The 14,412-nt window shown below is 68.6% G+C and carries 16 protein-coding genes; 9 read left to right on the top strand and 7 right to left on the bottom strand.

What is annotated here, in order from left to right:
* Positions 1–10 precede the first annotated feature (10 nt).
* The 4 genes from ACWD3I_RS40875 to ACWD3I_RS40860 all read right to left on the bottom strand — a co-directional run bounded on the left by ACWD3I_RS40875 (position 11) and on the right by ACWD3I_RS40860 (position 4,152).
* Entirely contained in the window at positions 11–979 is a 969-nt protein-coding gene (locus ACWD3I_RS40875; protein WP_365399941.1) for an ABC transporter permease, read from the bottom strand.
* A gap of 23 nt (positions 980–1,002) precedes the next feature.
* Positions 1,003–2,589 (bottom strand): ABC transporter substrate-binding protein, encoded by a 1,587-nt coding sequence (locus ACWD3I_RS40870; protein WP_365399944.1) that lies wholly within the window; start codon positions 2,587–2,589, stop codon positions 1,003–1,005.
* A gap of 156 nt (positions 2,590–2,745) precedes the next feature.
* Entirely contained in the window at positions 2,746–3,225 is a 480-nt protein-coding gene (locus tag ACWD3I_RS40865) for a hypothetical protein (protein ID WP_365399947.1), read from the bottom strand.
* Positions 3,226–3,321: 96 nt separating this feature from the next.
* Positions 3,322–4,152 carry a helix-turn-helix domain-containing protein gene (locus ACWD3I_RS40860; protein WP_365399950.1) on the bottom strand — a complete coding sequence of 277 codons (831 nt, stop codon included), beginning with the start codon at positions 4,150–4,152 and terminating at the stop codon, positions 3,322–3,324.
* Positions 4,153–4,385: 233 nt separating this feature from the next.
* Between ACWD3I_RS40860 and ACWD3I_RS40855 the strand changes: the two genes are divergently transcribed.
* A complete protein-coding gene (locus ACWD3I_RS40855) occupies positions 4,386–4,781 on the top strand; it encodes an MmcQ/YjbR family DNA-binding protein (protein ID WP_365399953.1) in 396 nt (131 codons plus the stop codon).
* Positions 4,778–5,176, top strand: coding sequence for an MmcQ/YjbR family DNA-binding protein (locus ACWD3I_RS40850; protein WP_365399956.1), 399 nt, complete (start codon positions 4,778–4,780; stop codon positions 5,174–5,176). Before ACWD3I_RS40855 ends, ACWD3I_RS40850 begins: the two co-directional genes overlap by 4 nt.
* Positions 5,177–5,446: 270 nt before the next feature.
* Here ACWD3I_RS40850 and ACWD3I_RS40845 read toward each other — a convergent pair whose 3' ends face one another.
* Positions 5,447–5,989 carry a plasmid pRiA4b ORF-3 family protein gene (locus tag ACWD3I_RS40845; protein ID WP_365399959.1) on the bottom strand — a complete coding sequence of 181 codons (543 nt, stop codon included), beginning with the start codon at positions 5,987–5,989 and terminating at the stop codon, positions 5,447–5,449.
* 1,238 nt (positions 5,990–7,227) lie between these two features.
* On the opposite strand from ACWD3I_RS40845, the gene ACWD3I_RS40840 reads away from it, so the two are divergent.
* The 7 genes from ACWD3I_RS40840 (at position 7,228) to ACWD3I_RS40810 (ending at position 11,804) form a co-directional block, all read left to right on the top strand.
* Positions 7,228–8,043 (top strand): oxidoreductase, encoded by an 816-nt coding sequence (locus ACWD3I_RS40840; RefSeq protein WP_365399962.1) that lies wholly within the window; start codon positions 7,228–7,230, stop codon positions 8,041–8,043.
* A 14-nt stretch (positions 8,044–8,057) separates the two neighbouring features.
* Positions 8,058–8,240, top strand: a complete 183-nt coding sequence (locus tag ACWD3I_RS40835; RefSeq protein WP_365399965.1) for a hypothetical protein — start codon at positions 8,058–8,060, stop codon at positions 8,238–8,240.
* A gap of 50 nt (positions 8,241–8,290) precedes the next feature.
* A complete protein-coding gene (locus ACWD3I_RS40830) occupies positions 8,291–8,881 on the top strand; it encodes a TetR/AcrR family transcriptional regulator (protein WP_365400108.1) in 591 nt (196 codons plus the stop codon).
* A 454-nt stretch (positions 8,882–9,335) separates the two neighbouring features.
* A complete protein-coding gene (locus ACWD3I_RS40825) occupies positions 9,336–9,686 on the top strand; it encodes a DoxX family protein (protein ID WP_365399968.1) in 351 nt (116 codons plus the stop codon).
* A 379-nt stretch (positions 9,687–10,065) separates the two neighbouring features.
* A complete protein-coding gene (locus ACWD3I_RS40820; protein ID WP_365399971.1) occupies positions 10,066–10,461 on the top strand; it encodes a CPCC family cysteine-rich protein in 396 nt (131 codons plus the stop codon).
* Between the two features lie 228 nt (positions 10,462–10,689).
* Positions 10,690–11,316: a DUF6000 family protein gene (locus ACWD3I_RS40815; RefSeq protein ID WP_365399974.1), complete on the top strand. Its 627-nt coding sequence runs from the start codon at positions 10,690–10,692 to the stop codon at positions 11,314–11,316.
* 287 nt (positions 11,317–11,603) lie between these two features.
* A complete protein-coding gene (locus tag ACWD3I_RS40810; protein WP_365399977.1) occupies positions 11,604–11,804 on the top strand; it encodes a hypothetical protein in 201 nt (66 codons plus the stop codon).
* A 252-nt stretch (positions 11,805–12,056) separates the two neighbouring features.
* Here the strand turns inward: ACWD3I_RS40810 and ACWD3I_RS40805 are convergent, their stop codons facing one another.
* Both ACWD3I_RS40805 and ACWD3I_RS40800 read right to left on the bottom strand, forming a co-directional pair.
* Positions 12,057–13,418: an MFS transporter gene (locus tag ACWD3I_RS40805; protein ID WP_365399980.1), complete on the bottom strand. Its 1,362-nt coding sequence runs from the start codon at positions 13,416–13,418 to the stop codon at positions 12,057–12,059.
* Positions 13,419–13,483: 65 nt separating this feature from the next.
* The gene (locus ACWD3I_RS40800; protein WP_365399983.1) at positions 13,484–14,410 is read right to left on the bottom strand and encodes an amidohydrolase family protein; all 927 of its coding nucleotides are present in this window, start codon (positions 14,408–14,410) and stop codon (positions 13,484–13,486) included.
* Between the last annotated feature and the right edge of the window lie 2 nt (positions 14,411–14,412).

The following is a 14,412-nucleotide window of genomic DNA, read 5'->3' as shown; positions in this document are numbered from 1 at the left end:
GCCTGTCGCTTCACATGTCACTGAACTTCACCCTCGGGTCGAACAGGCCGTAGAGCAGGTCGGCGAGGAGGTTGCCGACCAGTACCGCGGCGGTGGCCAGGGTCGTCAGGGCGGCGAGGAGCGGGAAGTCGACGGCGGTGGCCGCTTCCACGGTGGCCGCCGCGATACCGGGCCAGCTGAAGACGCTCTCCACCAGCAGGGCGCCGGTGATGAGTTCGGGCACCCGGGAGCCGACCAGGGTGAGGACCGGCAGCAGTCCGGAGCGCAGGGCATGGCCGAGCAGGACGGTGCGTTCGCTCAAACCCCGTGCGCGGGCGCCACGTACAGGGTCCTCGGCGAGCGCGTCGCCGACACCCTGGCGGACGTACAAGGTGAACCAGGGCAGCTGGGAGACGGCGAGTACTCCGGCAGGCAGCACGAGGTGGCTGGCCACCTGCCCCGGTGTGACCTGCTCGCTCGCCGTGTCGGTGAGACCGCCGGCCGGGAGCACGCCCAACTGGAGGGCGAACAGCCAGACGGCCAGCAGAGCGAGCCAGAAGACGGGCGCCGCCTCCAGTGAGTAGGCCAGCGACGTCACGGCTCGATCGAGCACCGATCCCGGGCGCCGGGCCGCCAGCACACCCAGCACCGTGCCCGTCAGCACGGCCACCAGGAACGCGACCGCGCACAACAGCGAGGACCAGACGAGGCGTTCGCCGATGACCTGGGCGACCGGCTGCCGCAACACGCTGGACTGCCCGAGGTCGCCGCCGAGCGCGGCACTGAGCCAGTGCCACCAGCGGGAGGTGAACGACTGGTCCACGCCCAGGTTCTCGCGCAGCCGGGCCAAGGTCTCCGCGTCCGCGCCCAGAGCGGCCGTGCCGGCGTATGCCTTGACCGGGTCGAAGGGGGAGGCGGCCGCGATCGCGAAGACGCCGAAGGTGACGACGAGGAGGATCGGGGCGGTGAACAGCAGCCGCCGTCCCGCCAGTCGTGCCATCGCTCCCCAGGGAAGGGTGGACCTCATTTCTTCGGCTGCCAGGCTTCGAGGTTCCACCACGGCCCGGAGGCGAAGCCGTGCTCGTGCGGCTCGACCTGAGTGGTCAGACCGGTCCAGCGGTCGGCGAGGACGTAGACGTGGTCGATGTGGATGAGGAAGGTGTAGCCGGGGTTCTTCACCAGTTCGCGCTGGAGGCCGTCGTAGGCGGCCTTGCGGGTCGCCTGGTCCGAGCTGTGGCGGCCGGTGTCGAGTGCCTTGTCCACGACCGGATTGTCGTAGCGGGCCATGTTGTTGAAGCCGTCGCCGGCGAGGGAGGAGTGCAGCAGCGTGTAGAGGCCGTAGTCGGGGTCGCCGTTGCTGCCGAAGCCGGCCAGGACCGCGGTGTTCTTCATGCGCGGCTCGATGACCTCCCAGGCGGCGCTCTCCACCGTCACCTCGATACCGGCCTTCTTGGCGTCGGAGGCATAGGCGAGAGCGTGGTCCTGGCGGACCTTGTCGCCGGAGGGGTAGAGGAGGGTGAACGAGGCGCGCTGTCCGCCCTTGGTACGTACGCCGTCCTCGTCGGCCTTCCAGCCGGCCTGGTCGAGGATCTGCTGGGCCTTGGGGAGATCCTGCTCGCGCTCGGTGCCCTTCGCGAACCAGGGATCGTCGATGGGCAGTGGCCCGTACGCCGGACGGCCGGCGCCGTCGAGGATCTTGTCGACCATGGCCTGCCGGTCCACGGCGGCGTCCAGGGCCTGGCGGATGGCCCGGTCGCCGGTGACCCTGTTCTCCTGGGGGAGGGTGACCGTGCGGAAGTCGTAGGTCTTCGCGTCGTACGTCTTCTTCGCGCTGTCGCTCTTGAAGGTGGCGGCGAGGTTGGGCGGCAGAACCGCGCCGTCGAGGTCGCCGGAGCGCAGCCGGGTGGCCCGGACGTCGTCGTCCTCGATGACCGCCATGGTCACCTTCTTCACCTTCGGCGCACCGCCCCAGTAGTCGGGATTGGCCTTGAAGGTGAGCTTCTCGCCCTTGCTCCAGGAGGCGAGCAGGTAGGGGCCGGTGCCGACCGGCTCGGTGTTGAAGGAACCGGTGTTGGGGTCCTGCTTGCCCGCGATGTGCTCGGGCACGATCGGCAGCACCGTACGCCCCGCGAAGGGCGCATACGGGTACTTGAGGGTGAAGACCACCTTGTCGTCGCCGTCGGCGCGCACGTCCTTGATGGCGTCCAGCTCGCTGCGGTTGGTGTTGTTGGTCTTCGCGTCGAGGACGGTGTCGTACGTGAAGACCACGTCGGCCGAGGTCAAAGGCTCGCCGTCGCTGAACTTCACGCCGCCGCGCAGGGAGTAGGTGTAGGTGAGGCCGTCGTCGGCGACCTCGGGCAGCGTCTTCGCCAGCGCCGGTCTCAGCTTCAGGTCGGTGTCCCGGGCGAGCAGGCCGTCGAAGAGTTTCGAGTTGCCGTCCTTGCCGTAGCCGAGCAGCGGACTGAGTGTGTCCGGCTCCGAGGCGACCCCGATCACGACGGAGTCGGCGGCGCTGCCACTGCTTGTGCTGTTGCCGGGGGCCGAGCAGGCGGCGACGCCGGTGAGTATCGCCGCCGTGGCGGCGGCTGTCCGTATCCGACGGACCGTCATGGACCTCACACCCTTAATGATGATCAGAAGCTGTTGCATATTAATCGCAATAAGGGTTCAGGGGGTGAGGTGGGGGCAGTCTGGTGCCTCGAAGTTCCGCTCGGGCACACCGCGTACGAATGAGCGATCTGATGCTGTCCCACGCCACCGTGACGCTCAGCGCCAGTTGGCCCTCAAGGGCATCGGCGTCAGGGGGCCTTGGGCAAGCTCGTGGCGATCGCCGGCGCCGGCGGGTCGGGCAAGTCCTTGCTCGCCCTCGGTGTGTTGTACGTGGAGGGGTGCCGGCGTTTTGTGGAGGCCCTGTCCGCCTACTTTCGGCGCCGTCTGAGCCAGGCCGCGCCCGCGGCCGTTGACGGTGTCGAGCATGTGCCGGCCGCGCTCGCGCGGCGGCAGAAGCCCGGCATTCCGGAGGTGCACGGCAGGTTCGGGACCTCGATCGAATTGCTCAACGGCCTGCGCCTGCTGCTCTCCTGGCGCGGAGACCTCCAGTGCCACCGAGCGGACGGCAACACGGACGCCGAAACCGACGTCGTGATCGATCTCGGTTCCGGCGGCGGCGTGCGCGGCGGACGCATCACCGCCACCGGCACCCCGGACCAGATCGCCGACAGCTCTCACAGCGTCATCGCCCGTCATCTGCGCGAGGCGCTCGCCCCCTCAGGCCGACCGTGGTGGCCGTCGGCGGCCCGAGATCGGTCGGCCCTGGGAGCGCGGGCTGGTGCCGCGCCCGCCTCACATACCGGTCCTGGCTTCGCGGGCCGCGAAGGCGGCCGGGGTGAGACCGGTGTGGCCACGGAAAAAGCGGCCGAAGTTCGCGGGATCGGTGAACCCGAGTTGGACGGCGACAGCCCGGGCATCCCAACCGGCACCTCCCAGCAGGCGCCGGGCTTCGAGCAGCCGCCGCTCGTCGATGACCTCACGCACCCCCTTGTCGACGGCGTCCCGGGCCGCGCGGCTGAGGGTGCGAACCGAACATCCGAGCAGCTCGGCATAGTCCGCAGCCCGGTGAAGTTCCCGGAAGTGCAGCTCCAGGGCGTCCACGAAGCGTGCGTACGTGTCCCTGCGGCCCGTGCCATCCGCAGCCGCGACGGTGGGGGCGACATCCGGGGAGTTGGCGAGGCGCAGCAGCAGTGATTCGAGCAGGCTGCGCCGCAGGGCGTGGTGGACATCGAGCCGGCGCCGCCCCAGTGCACGGTGTTCGTCCAGGAGTTGGAGCGCCGTCTGCCGCAGCCAGGCCGCGTCGTCGGGGTGCGGGCGCAGTACGGCAGGGGCCTCGTGCGCGGTGAGCGGGGCCAGCAGGCGGGCGGCGTCGGATGTCAGTACGTCCGCCTCGAACAGAATGAACAAGCCGCGGACGGCACCCGGCGGATGCCAGCACTGTGCGTGCCCGGGACGGACCCACAGCCATTGGCCGCAGGCGACGGTCCGCGTGACGTGGTCGACATCGTGGAGCAGCTCACCCTCGGTGACCAGGATGAGGTAGTGGAAGGTGGCACGGCCCGGACGGGGCGGGTTCCACGGCCAGTCGTCGTGCTCGGCGAAGAAGTCCTCGACGGTACTCACCTCAAGGCCGTACGGAGTGCCGACCGGAGGTTGGAAGCCGTAGAGGGGAACTGCGGCCCGAACGTCCTGCCCGCTGCGTCCGACGCGGGGAGACTGCCCGGGGTGTCGCTTGCCGACCATCACGTGTCCGCAGTTTACCCCCGTTTCGCCCGTGAAGCTGGAAAGGATGGGGAGTGCCGTCGGCGTCCTTGACCCACACCCCTGCCCGCCACCACCCAAGGAAGGAAACACGCTTGAACGGATCGACTCTGCAGACATGCGCCGCCGAGTGCGCGGAGGAACTTCCCGGAGCCCAGCTGGAACATCCCTTCGGCCCGGACTGGGAGGTCTTCAAGGTGCGAGGCAAGGTGTTCATGCTGATGACCGAAGTCCCCGGGCGGCCCGTCGTGATCCTCAAGGCGGACCCCGCCGAGGCCCACGCCCTGCGGGAGCAATACAGCCACATCACCCCCGGCTACCACATGAACAAGAAGCACTGGATCACGCTGGAGGGCGGAGAAGGCGTCGACAAGGGCCTCGTCAGGGAACTCGTCATCGACTCCTACCGGCTCGTCGTGGCCCACCTGCCCAAGGCCGAGCAGCCCGTCGACCCGCACACCTACGGCACCGGCACACGGGCGGCCCGATGAGCGCGGCCGGTGACCGGCTCCAGGACACCGCCCGCAAGGCGGCCCTGGCCCTGCCCGACCTCAGCCACAGCCGCCCCTTCACCCCCGGACTCGACGTGTACAAGGTTGCGGACAAGGTGTTCCTGATCGTCACCGACGACCCGGACGAACAGATCATCACGGTCAAGTGCGAGCTCGAGCACGCGCGGGCACTGGAGCGCGGCCACGCCTCGATCACCCCGGGCCGCTATCTCGACAAGAGACACGGGGGCTCGCTGGGGCCCGGGCGGGGCATCACAAAGCGGCTGATCAACGACGCGGTCGAGCACTCCTGCGACCTGGTCGTCGACGGTCTGCCACAAAGCGAGCGCCCGCATGGGTCGGCCTTCGACAAGGCTGCAACTGACAGCGAGTGAGGCCGATGGCGCGCCCAGAGTGCTCACGGAAATTCCATCCGCTGGACGGCGCCATCACCCGATCCAGCGTTGGCGCCACAGCTGGTGGCCCCCGACACGGTCGAACGCGCCGGCGCTGAGCTGCGTCCAGTCCTCAAAGCCCGCTTCGCGCTACGTCTTCAGGCCCCAGAGAATTCCTGTACGACGTGGCGGAAGCCGTGGTTGTGACCACGCAGCAGGTGCCGATGCCCGCTGATCTTCACGATCGAGTCGCGGAAGTTCCGCCGATGGCTATCGGGTGGCAAGGCGCTTGTTGACGTCCTCGGCGTCGAAGTGGCCGGGGTCAAAGGCGCCACCGACCCACTCCAGCAGTTCGTCGTGCTCCTCATGCCCGGGGTCAGCGATGGCCTCAAGGAAGTTCGCGTAACCCCAGGGCCCGCCGCAGTCCTCCGGCGGGCAGGCCCGGCGGCCGGTCAGGCAGCGCGGATAGGCCGTGCCGGGCTCCTTGGGCAGGGCTTTCTCCACCTCGATGCGGTGGACCCAGTCGTCACCGAAGTCGTAGGTATAGCTGATCCTGTCGCCGGCTGCGGGTGCGACCGCGCAGAGCGGGACCTTGCGTTCGTCGCGGTGGCCGAGCTCGCTGTCGCGGCGTCCGTAGTCGCCAGCCGGGGTGGAGAAGAGGTGCATGTGGCAGTTCTCCCAGCCCATCGCGGTCTGGATCGCCAGGTGCAGTCGGTCGAGCGTGAGGTCGGCCGGGACCTGCAGCCGTCGCCAGATCGGCGGGCGGACATCGGCCAGAGTGACCTTGATCTGCAGGACGGAGTCAGCAGGCATGGCACGGTTCCTTCACAACGGCGGCGCTCTCGTGCTCAGTCTGGCGGGGGCGGCCTTCGTAGTTCCAACTAAACGGGGGAGCGGCCTCGTTGCGGACGATGGCGTGCCGGTGGCCGTCGCCACGATCCGCAGCCGAACCTTCGGCCCGTACACGGCCGGTCGGCCGAGCGGTGCCGGCCGTTCACCGGCCACACCAGTTCGTGCAGTGCGGCCAACGTCAGCCCCGACTCCAGGTGAGTGCCCCCGTAGCGCAGGACGGTGAAGTCCGCAGCCGCAGCCACGTGCCCCGTTACCCTGCCGAGCACCGTCAAGCATCCGGTCAAGGGTTGCCTGCTCCGGGCGCCGTCCGTGTCGACCTATTTGCTTGAAGCGTCAAGGGTCCGCTGTCCCCTCCAGCCCCTCCTGGCAGCCCGAATTGAACTACCGGGCCAAATTTTGACGGACCCGGTGACGGATCCGTTTTCCTCGCTTCCTCCGTAGCGTCGGGCGTGATCAGTGCACCCATGCCCCACCGCAGGAGGCAGACATGCCGCAGGAGAAGGGCATGGCGACGGCGATCCGGGGTTGGGAGCGTCGGCAGGGCAGTGGCTCAGATCGTGGTGCCGGGCGCCGCGATTGCCGCGGCGGCCACGGACCTGTTCGACACCGGCGACCGGCGGGTGGCCGGGTCGAGGCTCGTCGACCGCACTGTCCAGCCGCTCAGCAGGACCCGTGGTCATGTGCGGCAGATCGGCCGAAATGCGCCGGCGCCTGGTGGTCTCGACGATGCACGGAACGTCAAAGCGCAGGACCGCGCACGTCGGCACACCGTGCACCCGCACCCCAGCGCCTGGGCGCCGTTCACCGGCCGAGACCAGCGCTCCAGCGCAGCCGCCCACCCTCACGCACCGCCCGACGCCAACTGTTCCAGCTTCGGGCCGCGACACCGCACGGGCCCCCGGCACAAGAGCTCGTACAAGGTCCGACTGCCTGTGCAGGAAGAGGAGTGAGCCCGACGTGGCGTGTGAGGACGGCGCCGAGGTCGCCGTCGATGAGTGCGGCGGGCACGACGACCACCGTGGCGGTCTCGGTCACCTGCTCCTCGGCCGCTCGTGATCTTTCCCGTAACCCACGTTTGCGGATCCTCCTCAGATCCTTCTCGGATCGCCGGGCGTGACCACTTGCCATCGATCGACGACCACTCTATGGTCGTACGAACGTAAGACATACGAACGTAATGCAAAACAGAGGAGACCGTGATGGCCACAACTCGGCCGGTGGCGCTCGTGACAGGGGCCTCATCGGGGATCGGCAAGGAGACCGCCCTCGCCTTCGCCGCGGCGGGCTTCGAGGTGATCGGAACCGCTCGACACACCGCGCGAGTCACGGCGCCCGCCGGGGTGACCTACCTCGACCTCGACGTGACCAGCGACGAATCGGTCGCCTCCGTGGTCAAGCAGGTGATCGACCGCTTCGGGCGCATCGACGTCCTGGTCAACAACGCCGGCGTCGGCGCCAACGGAGCCGCAGAGGAGTTCTCCGTCGCCCGGACGCAGGAGGTCTTCGACGTCAACGTCTACGGCGTCATGCGGATGACCAAGGCGGTTCTGCCGCACATGCGCACGCAACGACGCGGACGCGTTATCAACGTCTCCTCCCTCAGCGGATTCGTCCCCAGCCCGTTCATGGCCATCTACACCTCGACCAAGCACGCGGTCGAGGGCTACTCCGGGTCGATGGACCATGAGGTCCGCGAGCACGGCGTCCGGATCCTGCTCGTCGAGCCCGGTCCGATCAACACCCCGTTCGGGGACCACAGCGTGCAGGGCGACACTCCGTTGCCGCTCTACGCGTCGGGGCGGCGCACCTTCGACGAGGTGCTGGCGAAGAACACCAGCGGCGGCGACGATCCCGCCACCGTGGCCAAGGTGATCGTCGCGGCGGCCACCGACCGGAACCCGAAACTGCGGCGCACCGCCGGCTCGACGGCCGCAAGCATCAGCGTGTTCCACCGGGTCCTTCCGGCCCGGATCTTCGACCGCATCGTCCGCAGGTTCAACCGGATGCCGAACTGACGCTCACCTTTCGCGTGCCCGAACCTGTCCGAAAGCCCGTCCTGACCAGCGCGGACGGCCTCGCCTCGCCCTCCGCCACCGCGGTCCGCGGCGACCGGATCTACATCACCGACGGCGGGGTCCCTGAACCCCACGAGGCGAAACTGCAGACCGCCAGGATCAACTTCCCCGCTCTCCTTGCGGGCGCGGCTCACTGACCTGGCCAGCGGCGGCCGGGGCGCAAGCCCCGGCTGTGACGGAGGAACACATCGTGCGGTACGCGAAAGAACACAAGCAGGAGACCCGGCAGCGGATCATCACGACGGCCGGCCGTCGGCTCAAACGGGATGGCATCGACGGCTCCGGGGTCGCCACGCTCATGAAGGACGCGGGCCTGACCGGCGGCACCTTCTACGCCTATTTCGACTCCAAGGACGACCTCATCGCCACCGCGGTCGCCGACCAGATGCGCACCCAGCACGCGAACATCGTCGCCCAAGCCGCACCCGGCCGGGCCGGCCTCGAACAGATGATCCGCTGGTACTTCTCACCCCAGCAGCGCGACACCATCGAGGACGGCTGCCCCAACGCCGCCCTCCTCGACGAGATCGCACGCTCCACCGACCCCACTCGGCAGGCGTACACCGACGGCGCACTGGTCCTCATCGACGGCTTCGCCGCCCGCCTGGCCCCCCACGACCCGTCCTCGGCGCGGCTGAAGTCACTCAGCCTCCTCGGCATGATGGCTGGAACCCTGCAACTCTCCCGCGCCCTGACCGACCGCCGACTCGCCGACCAACTCCTCGAACAGGGCATCCGCAACGCCCTCGCACTCCTGGACGCCGAACAGCCCAACTGATCGCCTCAGCCGGTGACCTGTGTTCCATGTCGGGATATCGAAGTCGATGATCCAGGCGCGGCAGGATTCCGGTGACGACAACCCCGGTCGGGATCTGCCACCTCGGTCGGCCCGAGTACAACGCCGAACAGCCCCTCACCCAGCTCACCGACACCGAACCCCGCGTCACGCCCCACCCGGCCGAAACCAATCGCCGTATGTGGGCGGGGACCGCACCTTCAACGCCCTTCCGCTACACCCCGCTTGACCATCCACGGACGCAAGAGCGAGGCCAGGTCGGCTCCGCCCTTCCGTCGTCGGCCCTGCGCCAGGGTTGCGGCATCACCAGGATCACCTCGGCCGCGGTCATGTGCACTGCCCCGGACACGGGGCAGTGCACATGACCGCGGCTCGTCTCCTGTCGCCCTGAATTCCTGGACCGATCGACGGTCCCCTTCATGCTCCGGAGCTCTGCGTGTTCATCGCCTATGACGTCCTCGCTGTCGTGCTGTCCCTGGTGCTGGTCTTCTCTTCCGTTCCCGACATCACCCGCGACCCGAAGATCACAGGGGGGCTCACGGCGCTCGGGGTGCCCGACAGTTGGTTCTTGCCGCTCGGCCTGATCAAGATCGCGGGCGCTCTGGGACTGCTCGCCGGCATCGCCTACCGGCCGTTGGGCATCGCGGCGGCGATCGGTGTCGTCCTGTACTTCCTGGGCGCCGTGATCACGCACCTCCGCGGAGGCGACAAGAAGGGGAGCGCCACCCCGGCCGCCGTCATGCTCCTTGCCGTGGCGCCGCTGGTGCTGGGGTTCGCGACGGTCTGATCGTGCTCCACGATCGCGATCGGACCCGCTCACGATCACACGGCGCAGCCACTGCCGGACACTTGCCTCCAGCGCCTGGGCTGGAGGCAAGTCGCTCCGGGGCAGTTGGCGCCGTCAGCGTGTGGGACGGCCCTCGCCAGCAGTCGTGTTCACCAGCGTTGTCTCCCGCAACGGACGATCCAGATCGGCGACGCTCGGCTGATGGCACACCAGGTGGTACAGCATCTGCGAGCCAGATCCGGGAACTCCATGAGCCGCATGAGCTCCTGGACCGAGCTTGGTGGCGGTGGGCCGCAGTCGAGGGGTGACCAGGTCCCTTACGCGGTGTCCCTCGATTCCGGCGGGAAATCAGTTGGTTCGCGCGGTGGGGTCGGACAGGATGTCGGGCGTGATCCTGAGGTATCCCTGCGTGTGCTGCGGCTGTCTGACGATGGATGAGCCGCCGGGTTCGTTTCAGATATGTCCCGTCTGCTTCTGGGAGGACGACGCGGTCCAGCTTCGCTGGCCGGACTACTCAGGCGGAGCAAACCGGCCCTCGCTGATCGAGGCCCAGGAGAACTACCAGGCTTTCGGCGCATGCGAGGAACGGTCCGTGCGGCACGTCCGCCCGGCCGAGGACGACGAGCCCCTGGACCCGAGCTGGCGCCCCGTCGATCCGGACCGCGACCACTTCGAGCCCAGAGGCATTCAGCTGGCCGTGTGGCCCGACGATCGCACTGTCCTGTACTGGTGGCGCTGTCGGGACACGGGTTTTTGGCGTCCCGCCGCTGGATGATGCCGTTGGCCGGCCTGTTCGTCGAGGAGGGTCAGGAGGCCGTCGTAGATCTCCTTACGGGCGATGCGGCCCTTGGCCGCCGCGTTGTCTGGCTGCCGTTCGAGCGAGGGGTTGGAACTCGATGTTGGTGACGAAGAAGACCGCGGACGGGAGCGGGAGATCGATCGTCACGACCATGTCCCGAGAAATACGCTGGTCGAACGGCTTCGCCCAGGACAGGATTCGGCAATGAGCTATGGCGACGAGGACCCTGAGCTGCTCGCTCTTATCCACCGCTACGTCGCGCCCGGCAGGCGCTACCTCAAGCTCGGCGGTCCTCTCAGGCGCATGACCGAGCCTGAACGCATCATGTTCATACGGGACCTCGGCGAGGCCGCCGCCGAGATCACGCCCCGCGAGCTGACCATCCTGCTCGAAGGCGGGTGGCGCGAACGCAAAACCGCAGCCTGGCTCATCGCTGTCGCCCGCAGAACTGAGTTCCGCGATCGCCTCGGCGAAATGCTGCTTGCCAGCGAGGTCTGCTTCGCAGGCTCGGCCTACTGCGTCACCTTCGCCACGTTCGCGACCCCTGCCGACGCGGACCTGCTGGCTGCCTACCTCGATCGCTACCTGCGACGCCCCGACCTCTACTACGACCAGCCGGCCGCCATCGGCGCGCTCCTCCACCTCGACGCCAAGCTCGGCGCCGATCAAGCAGCCCGCTTCCTGGCCGCGGACGGCCTGTGGCATCAGTGGATCGAGGGACCGCCCCGCAAGGAGCACCACAGCACGCCGGACAGCTATCGCGAGAGCGTCAGCCGGCTCTGTGGCTTCGTCGATGAGAGCGCCGAGCACCTCCCGGCAAGGAAGCGATGACGTCACCCTCAAAGCGGTGACACCTCGCAGAGGGAACCAACTGGCGCACAGCTCAAGGCTGTCCAGGTACACCTAGGTGAACCGGTCGCGGTACCGGGGGACGGGTCCGCGGGCACCGACCGGCATGGAGTGACATGCCCGGCCCCCTACGCCTGGCGGTGGTTGCGTTCGGCCCCGGCGGGTGGCGCCCGTCTGCTGTGATGCGAGCCATGCCTGATCCCGTCGTGGCTCTTGCCGAGCCCCTGTGCAGCTCGCGGCGGAGCGTACGGCGTCGCTCTGGTACGGAGGTGACGACGAACGGCTCCTCACTCGCGCCCGGACGGACGGCGGGCCGCGCGGCCGCCCCCTCCCTGCGGATCCTCAACGCGGTGCTGGACCACGAGGTCTCCGGCCGGACCGGCTTCAACTGGCCGGCGCCGGTGCACGCGCACGGGGCGGCAGCCGTCACTGCGCTGGCGGAGTCCGTCGACGGCGACGACTCCTCTTGATCGTACGACCGCGAGGCGTCGCCACTCCCGCGTAGGGGCCCGCGGTCCGGTGGCCACAAGCCCGACACTGTTGACGGCACCCATCAAGGACACGATCGAGGCGCCGGGGTGGTTCTCGGAGAGGACCGTGCTGATCCACCAGGACTCGGCGTCCCGGTTCGGCCGGGCGGTGCGCGCACCCGCCGGTCACCACACTCGCCGGGTGGCCGCCGCAATGACGGCGGCCACCACCTCGGCCAGGGGCGCCCCGCCTCAGGCTGTGATGCTCACCCGTTGCTGCTCCGCCTCGGCGAGGCGTGCCGAGCGGGTTCTGGTGCCGAAGGCGGCCAGGACGATGGCGCCGAGCAGCCAGGTGCCGGCGATGAAGTAGAAGACGCTCTGGTAGCCGTGGCCGGTGTAGAGCGCGGCGACGATCAGCGGACCGGCTGCGTTCGACAGACGGCCGATGCCGTAGGAGACGCTCGTTCCCAGCGAGCGGCTGCGGGTGTCGAAGAGCTCGGGGGAGTAGGCGTAGGCGAGGGCGGTGTAGCCGCGTTCGAAGAGGTTGACCAGGAAGCCGAACACGATGATGAGGGCCGGGTTGAAGGTGAGCCCGTACAGCAGACCGCACAGGGCGATGACCGTGCCGAAGGCGACCAGGCACCACTTGCGTTCGAAGCGGTCGGTGACGAGGGACGCCAGGTAGCAACCGAGCGGTGCGCCCACTGTGGTCAGGGCCACGTAGAAGACGGATTTCTCGACGCTGAAGCCCTCCTTGGCCAGCAGGGTGGGCGCCCAGCTGGAGTAGCCGAAGAAGCCGATGGTCTGCGTCATCCACAACACGCTGAGCAGCAGTGTCGGGTACAGGTACTTCTTCTGCAGGAGCAGTCGCAGCGGCGCCTTCGTCGAGGGCGCCTCCTCGACCGGGGGAGCGGGCTCGGGCAGCGGGCCCTTCTCCGCCGCGACACTTGCCTCGATCTCCCGCAGGACCGCGTCCGCCCTGGCGTGCTCGCCCCTGCTCTCCAGCCAGCGGGGCGACTCCTTGAGGTGCTTGGAGAACAGGACGAGCAGGACGCCCAGGGAGCCCCAGAGGTAGACCAGCCGCCACGACCAGTCGTTGATCGGTACGACCGCGCTGGCGATGAGGTTGGTGACGGGCGTGCCGCAGATGCCGATGACGATGGCGTACGCCTGGTACTTGCCACGGATCGCTGACGGGTACATCTCGTTGACGTAGACGACGCCGACGACGGTCATCGCGGACAGGCCGGCCGAGGTGAGGACGCGGAGGACGCCCAGGGACACGATGTCCCAGGAGAACACCGTCGTGAACGAGAACAGGCCGAAGGACAGGGTCGTCCACAGCAGGGCTCGCTTGCGGCCCCACCGGTCGGCGATCGACCCGGCGGCGATCGCCCCGACGAACATGCCGACGAAGGAGAGCGAGGTGACGTAGGCGACCTGGTCGATCGTCACGCCCCACAGCTTGATCAGCTTCGGCGCCGTGGTGGCGAAGCTGTTGATGTCCGCGAACTCGAAGAAGTAGGCGAAGGCGACGGCGAGCAGGGTGACTTTGTGGAACCGGGAGACCGGAAGCCGGTCCAGCCGGTTCAGTGCGTTGGCGTGTTGTGGCATGAGCGGGCCTTCTCGATGTCGAGGGACAGGGGACGGAAGAAGCGGGGGAGCGGGGGAGTGGGGCGTTAGAGGTCCTCGCCGGGCCAGTACAGGCTCATCGGGTTGGCGACGAGGAGCTTGTGCGCCTGCTCGGCGGTGACCGCGACGTGCGACAGGTGGTCGACGAGGAGGCCGTCGTCCGGCATGTGGTCGGTGAGGTTGGGGTGGGGCCAGTCGGTGCCCCACAGCACCCGGTCGGGGAACTCCGCCACGACACGGTGGGCGAAGGGGACGACGTCGGTGTAGGCGTGCCGTTCGCCGTCCAGGGCCGCGGGTCCGCTCACGCTGAGGCGTTCGGGACAACTCACCTTCACCCACACGTCGTTGCTGTCCACGAAGCGTAGGAACCGGGTGAACTGCGGCCCGTCCACCGGCTGGGTCACGTCCGGCCGCCCCATGTGGTCCACAACGAGGGGAACGGGCAACGAGCCGAAGAAGCCCTCCAGTTCGGGCAGGTCGGCGCTCTCGAAGTAGAGGACCACGTGCCAGCCCAGCGGAGCGATCCTCCTGACGATCGTGCGCAGGTCGTCCTCGGGTGAGGTGTCGACGAGACGTCGGACGAAGTTGAAGCGCACCCCGCGCACGCCCGCCGCGTCGAGTGCGAGCAGCTCGCTTTCGCCGATGTCCGGGCGGACGGTCGCGATGCCGCGAGCCCTGCCGCCGGACGAGCGGACGGCGTCGACCATGGCGCTGTTGTCCGCCCCGTGACAGGTGGCCTGCACGATGACGTTACGGGCGACGCCCAAGTGGTCGCGGAGTGCGAACAGTTGGTCCTTGCCGCCGTCGCAGGGCGTGTACTTGCGTTCCGGCGCGAACGGGAACTCGGCCTGCGGGCCGAAGACATGGCAGTGGGCGTCGACCGTCCCCGGCGGCAGCCGGAACGACGGCCTGGAGGGGTTGCGGTACCAGTCCAGCCAGCCGTGGGTCTTGGGCTCGGGGGAGACGGCGCTCATGT

The organism is Streptomyces sp. NPDC002817 (assembly GCF_053592055.1).
This window is presented reverse-complemented; position numbering and strand designations above follow the sequence as displayed.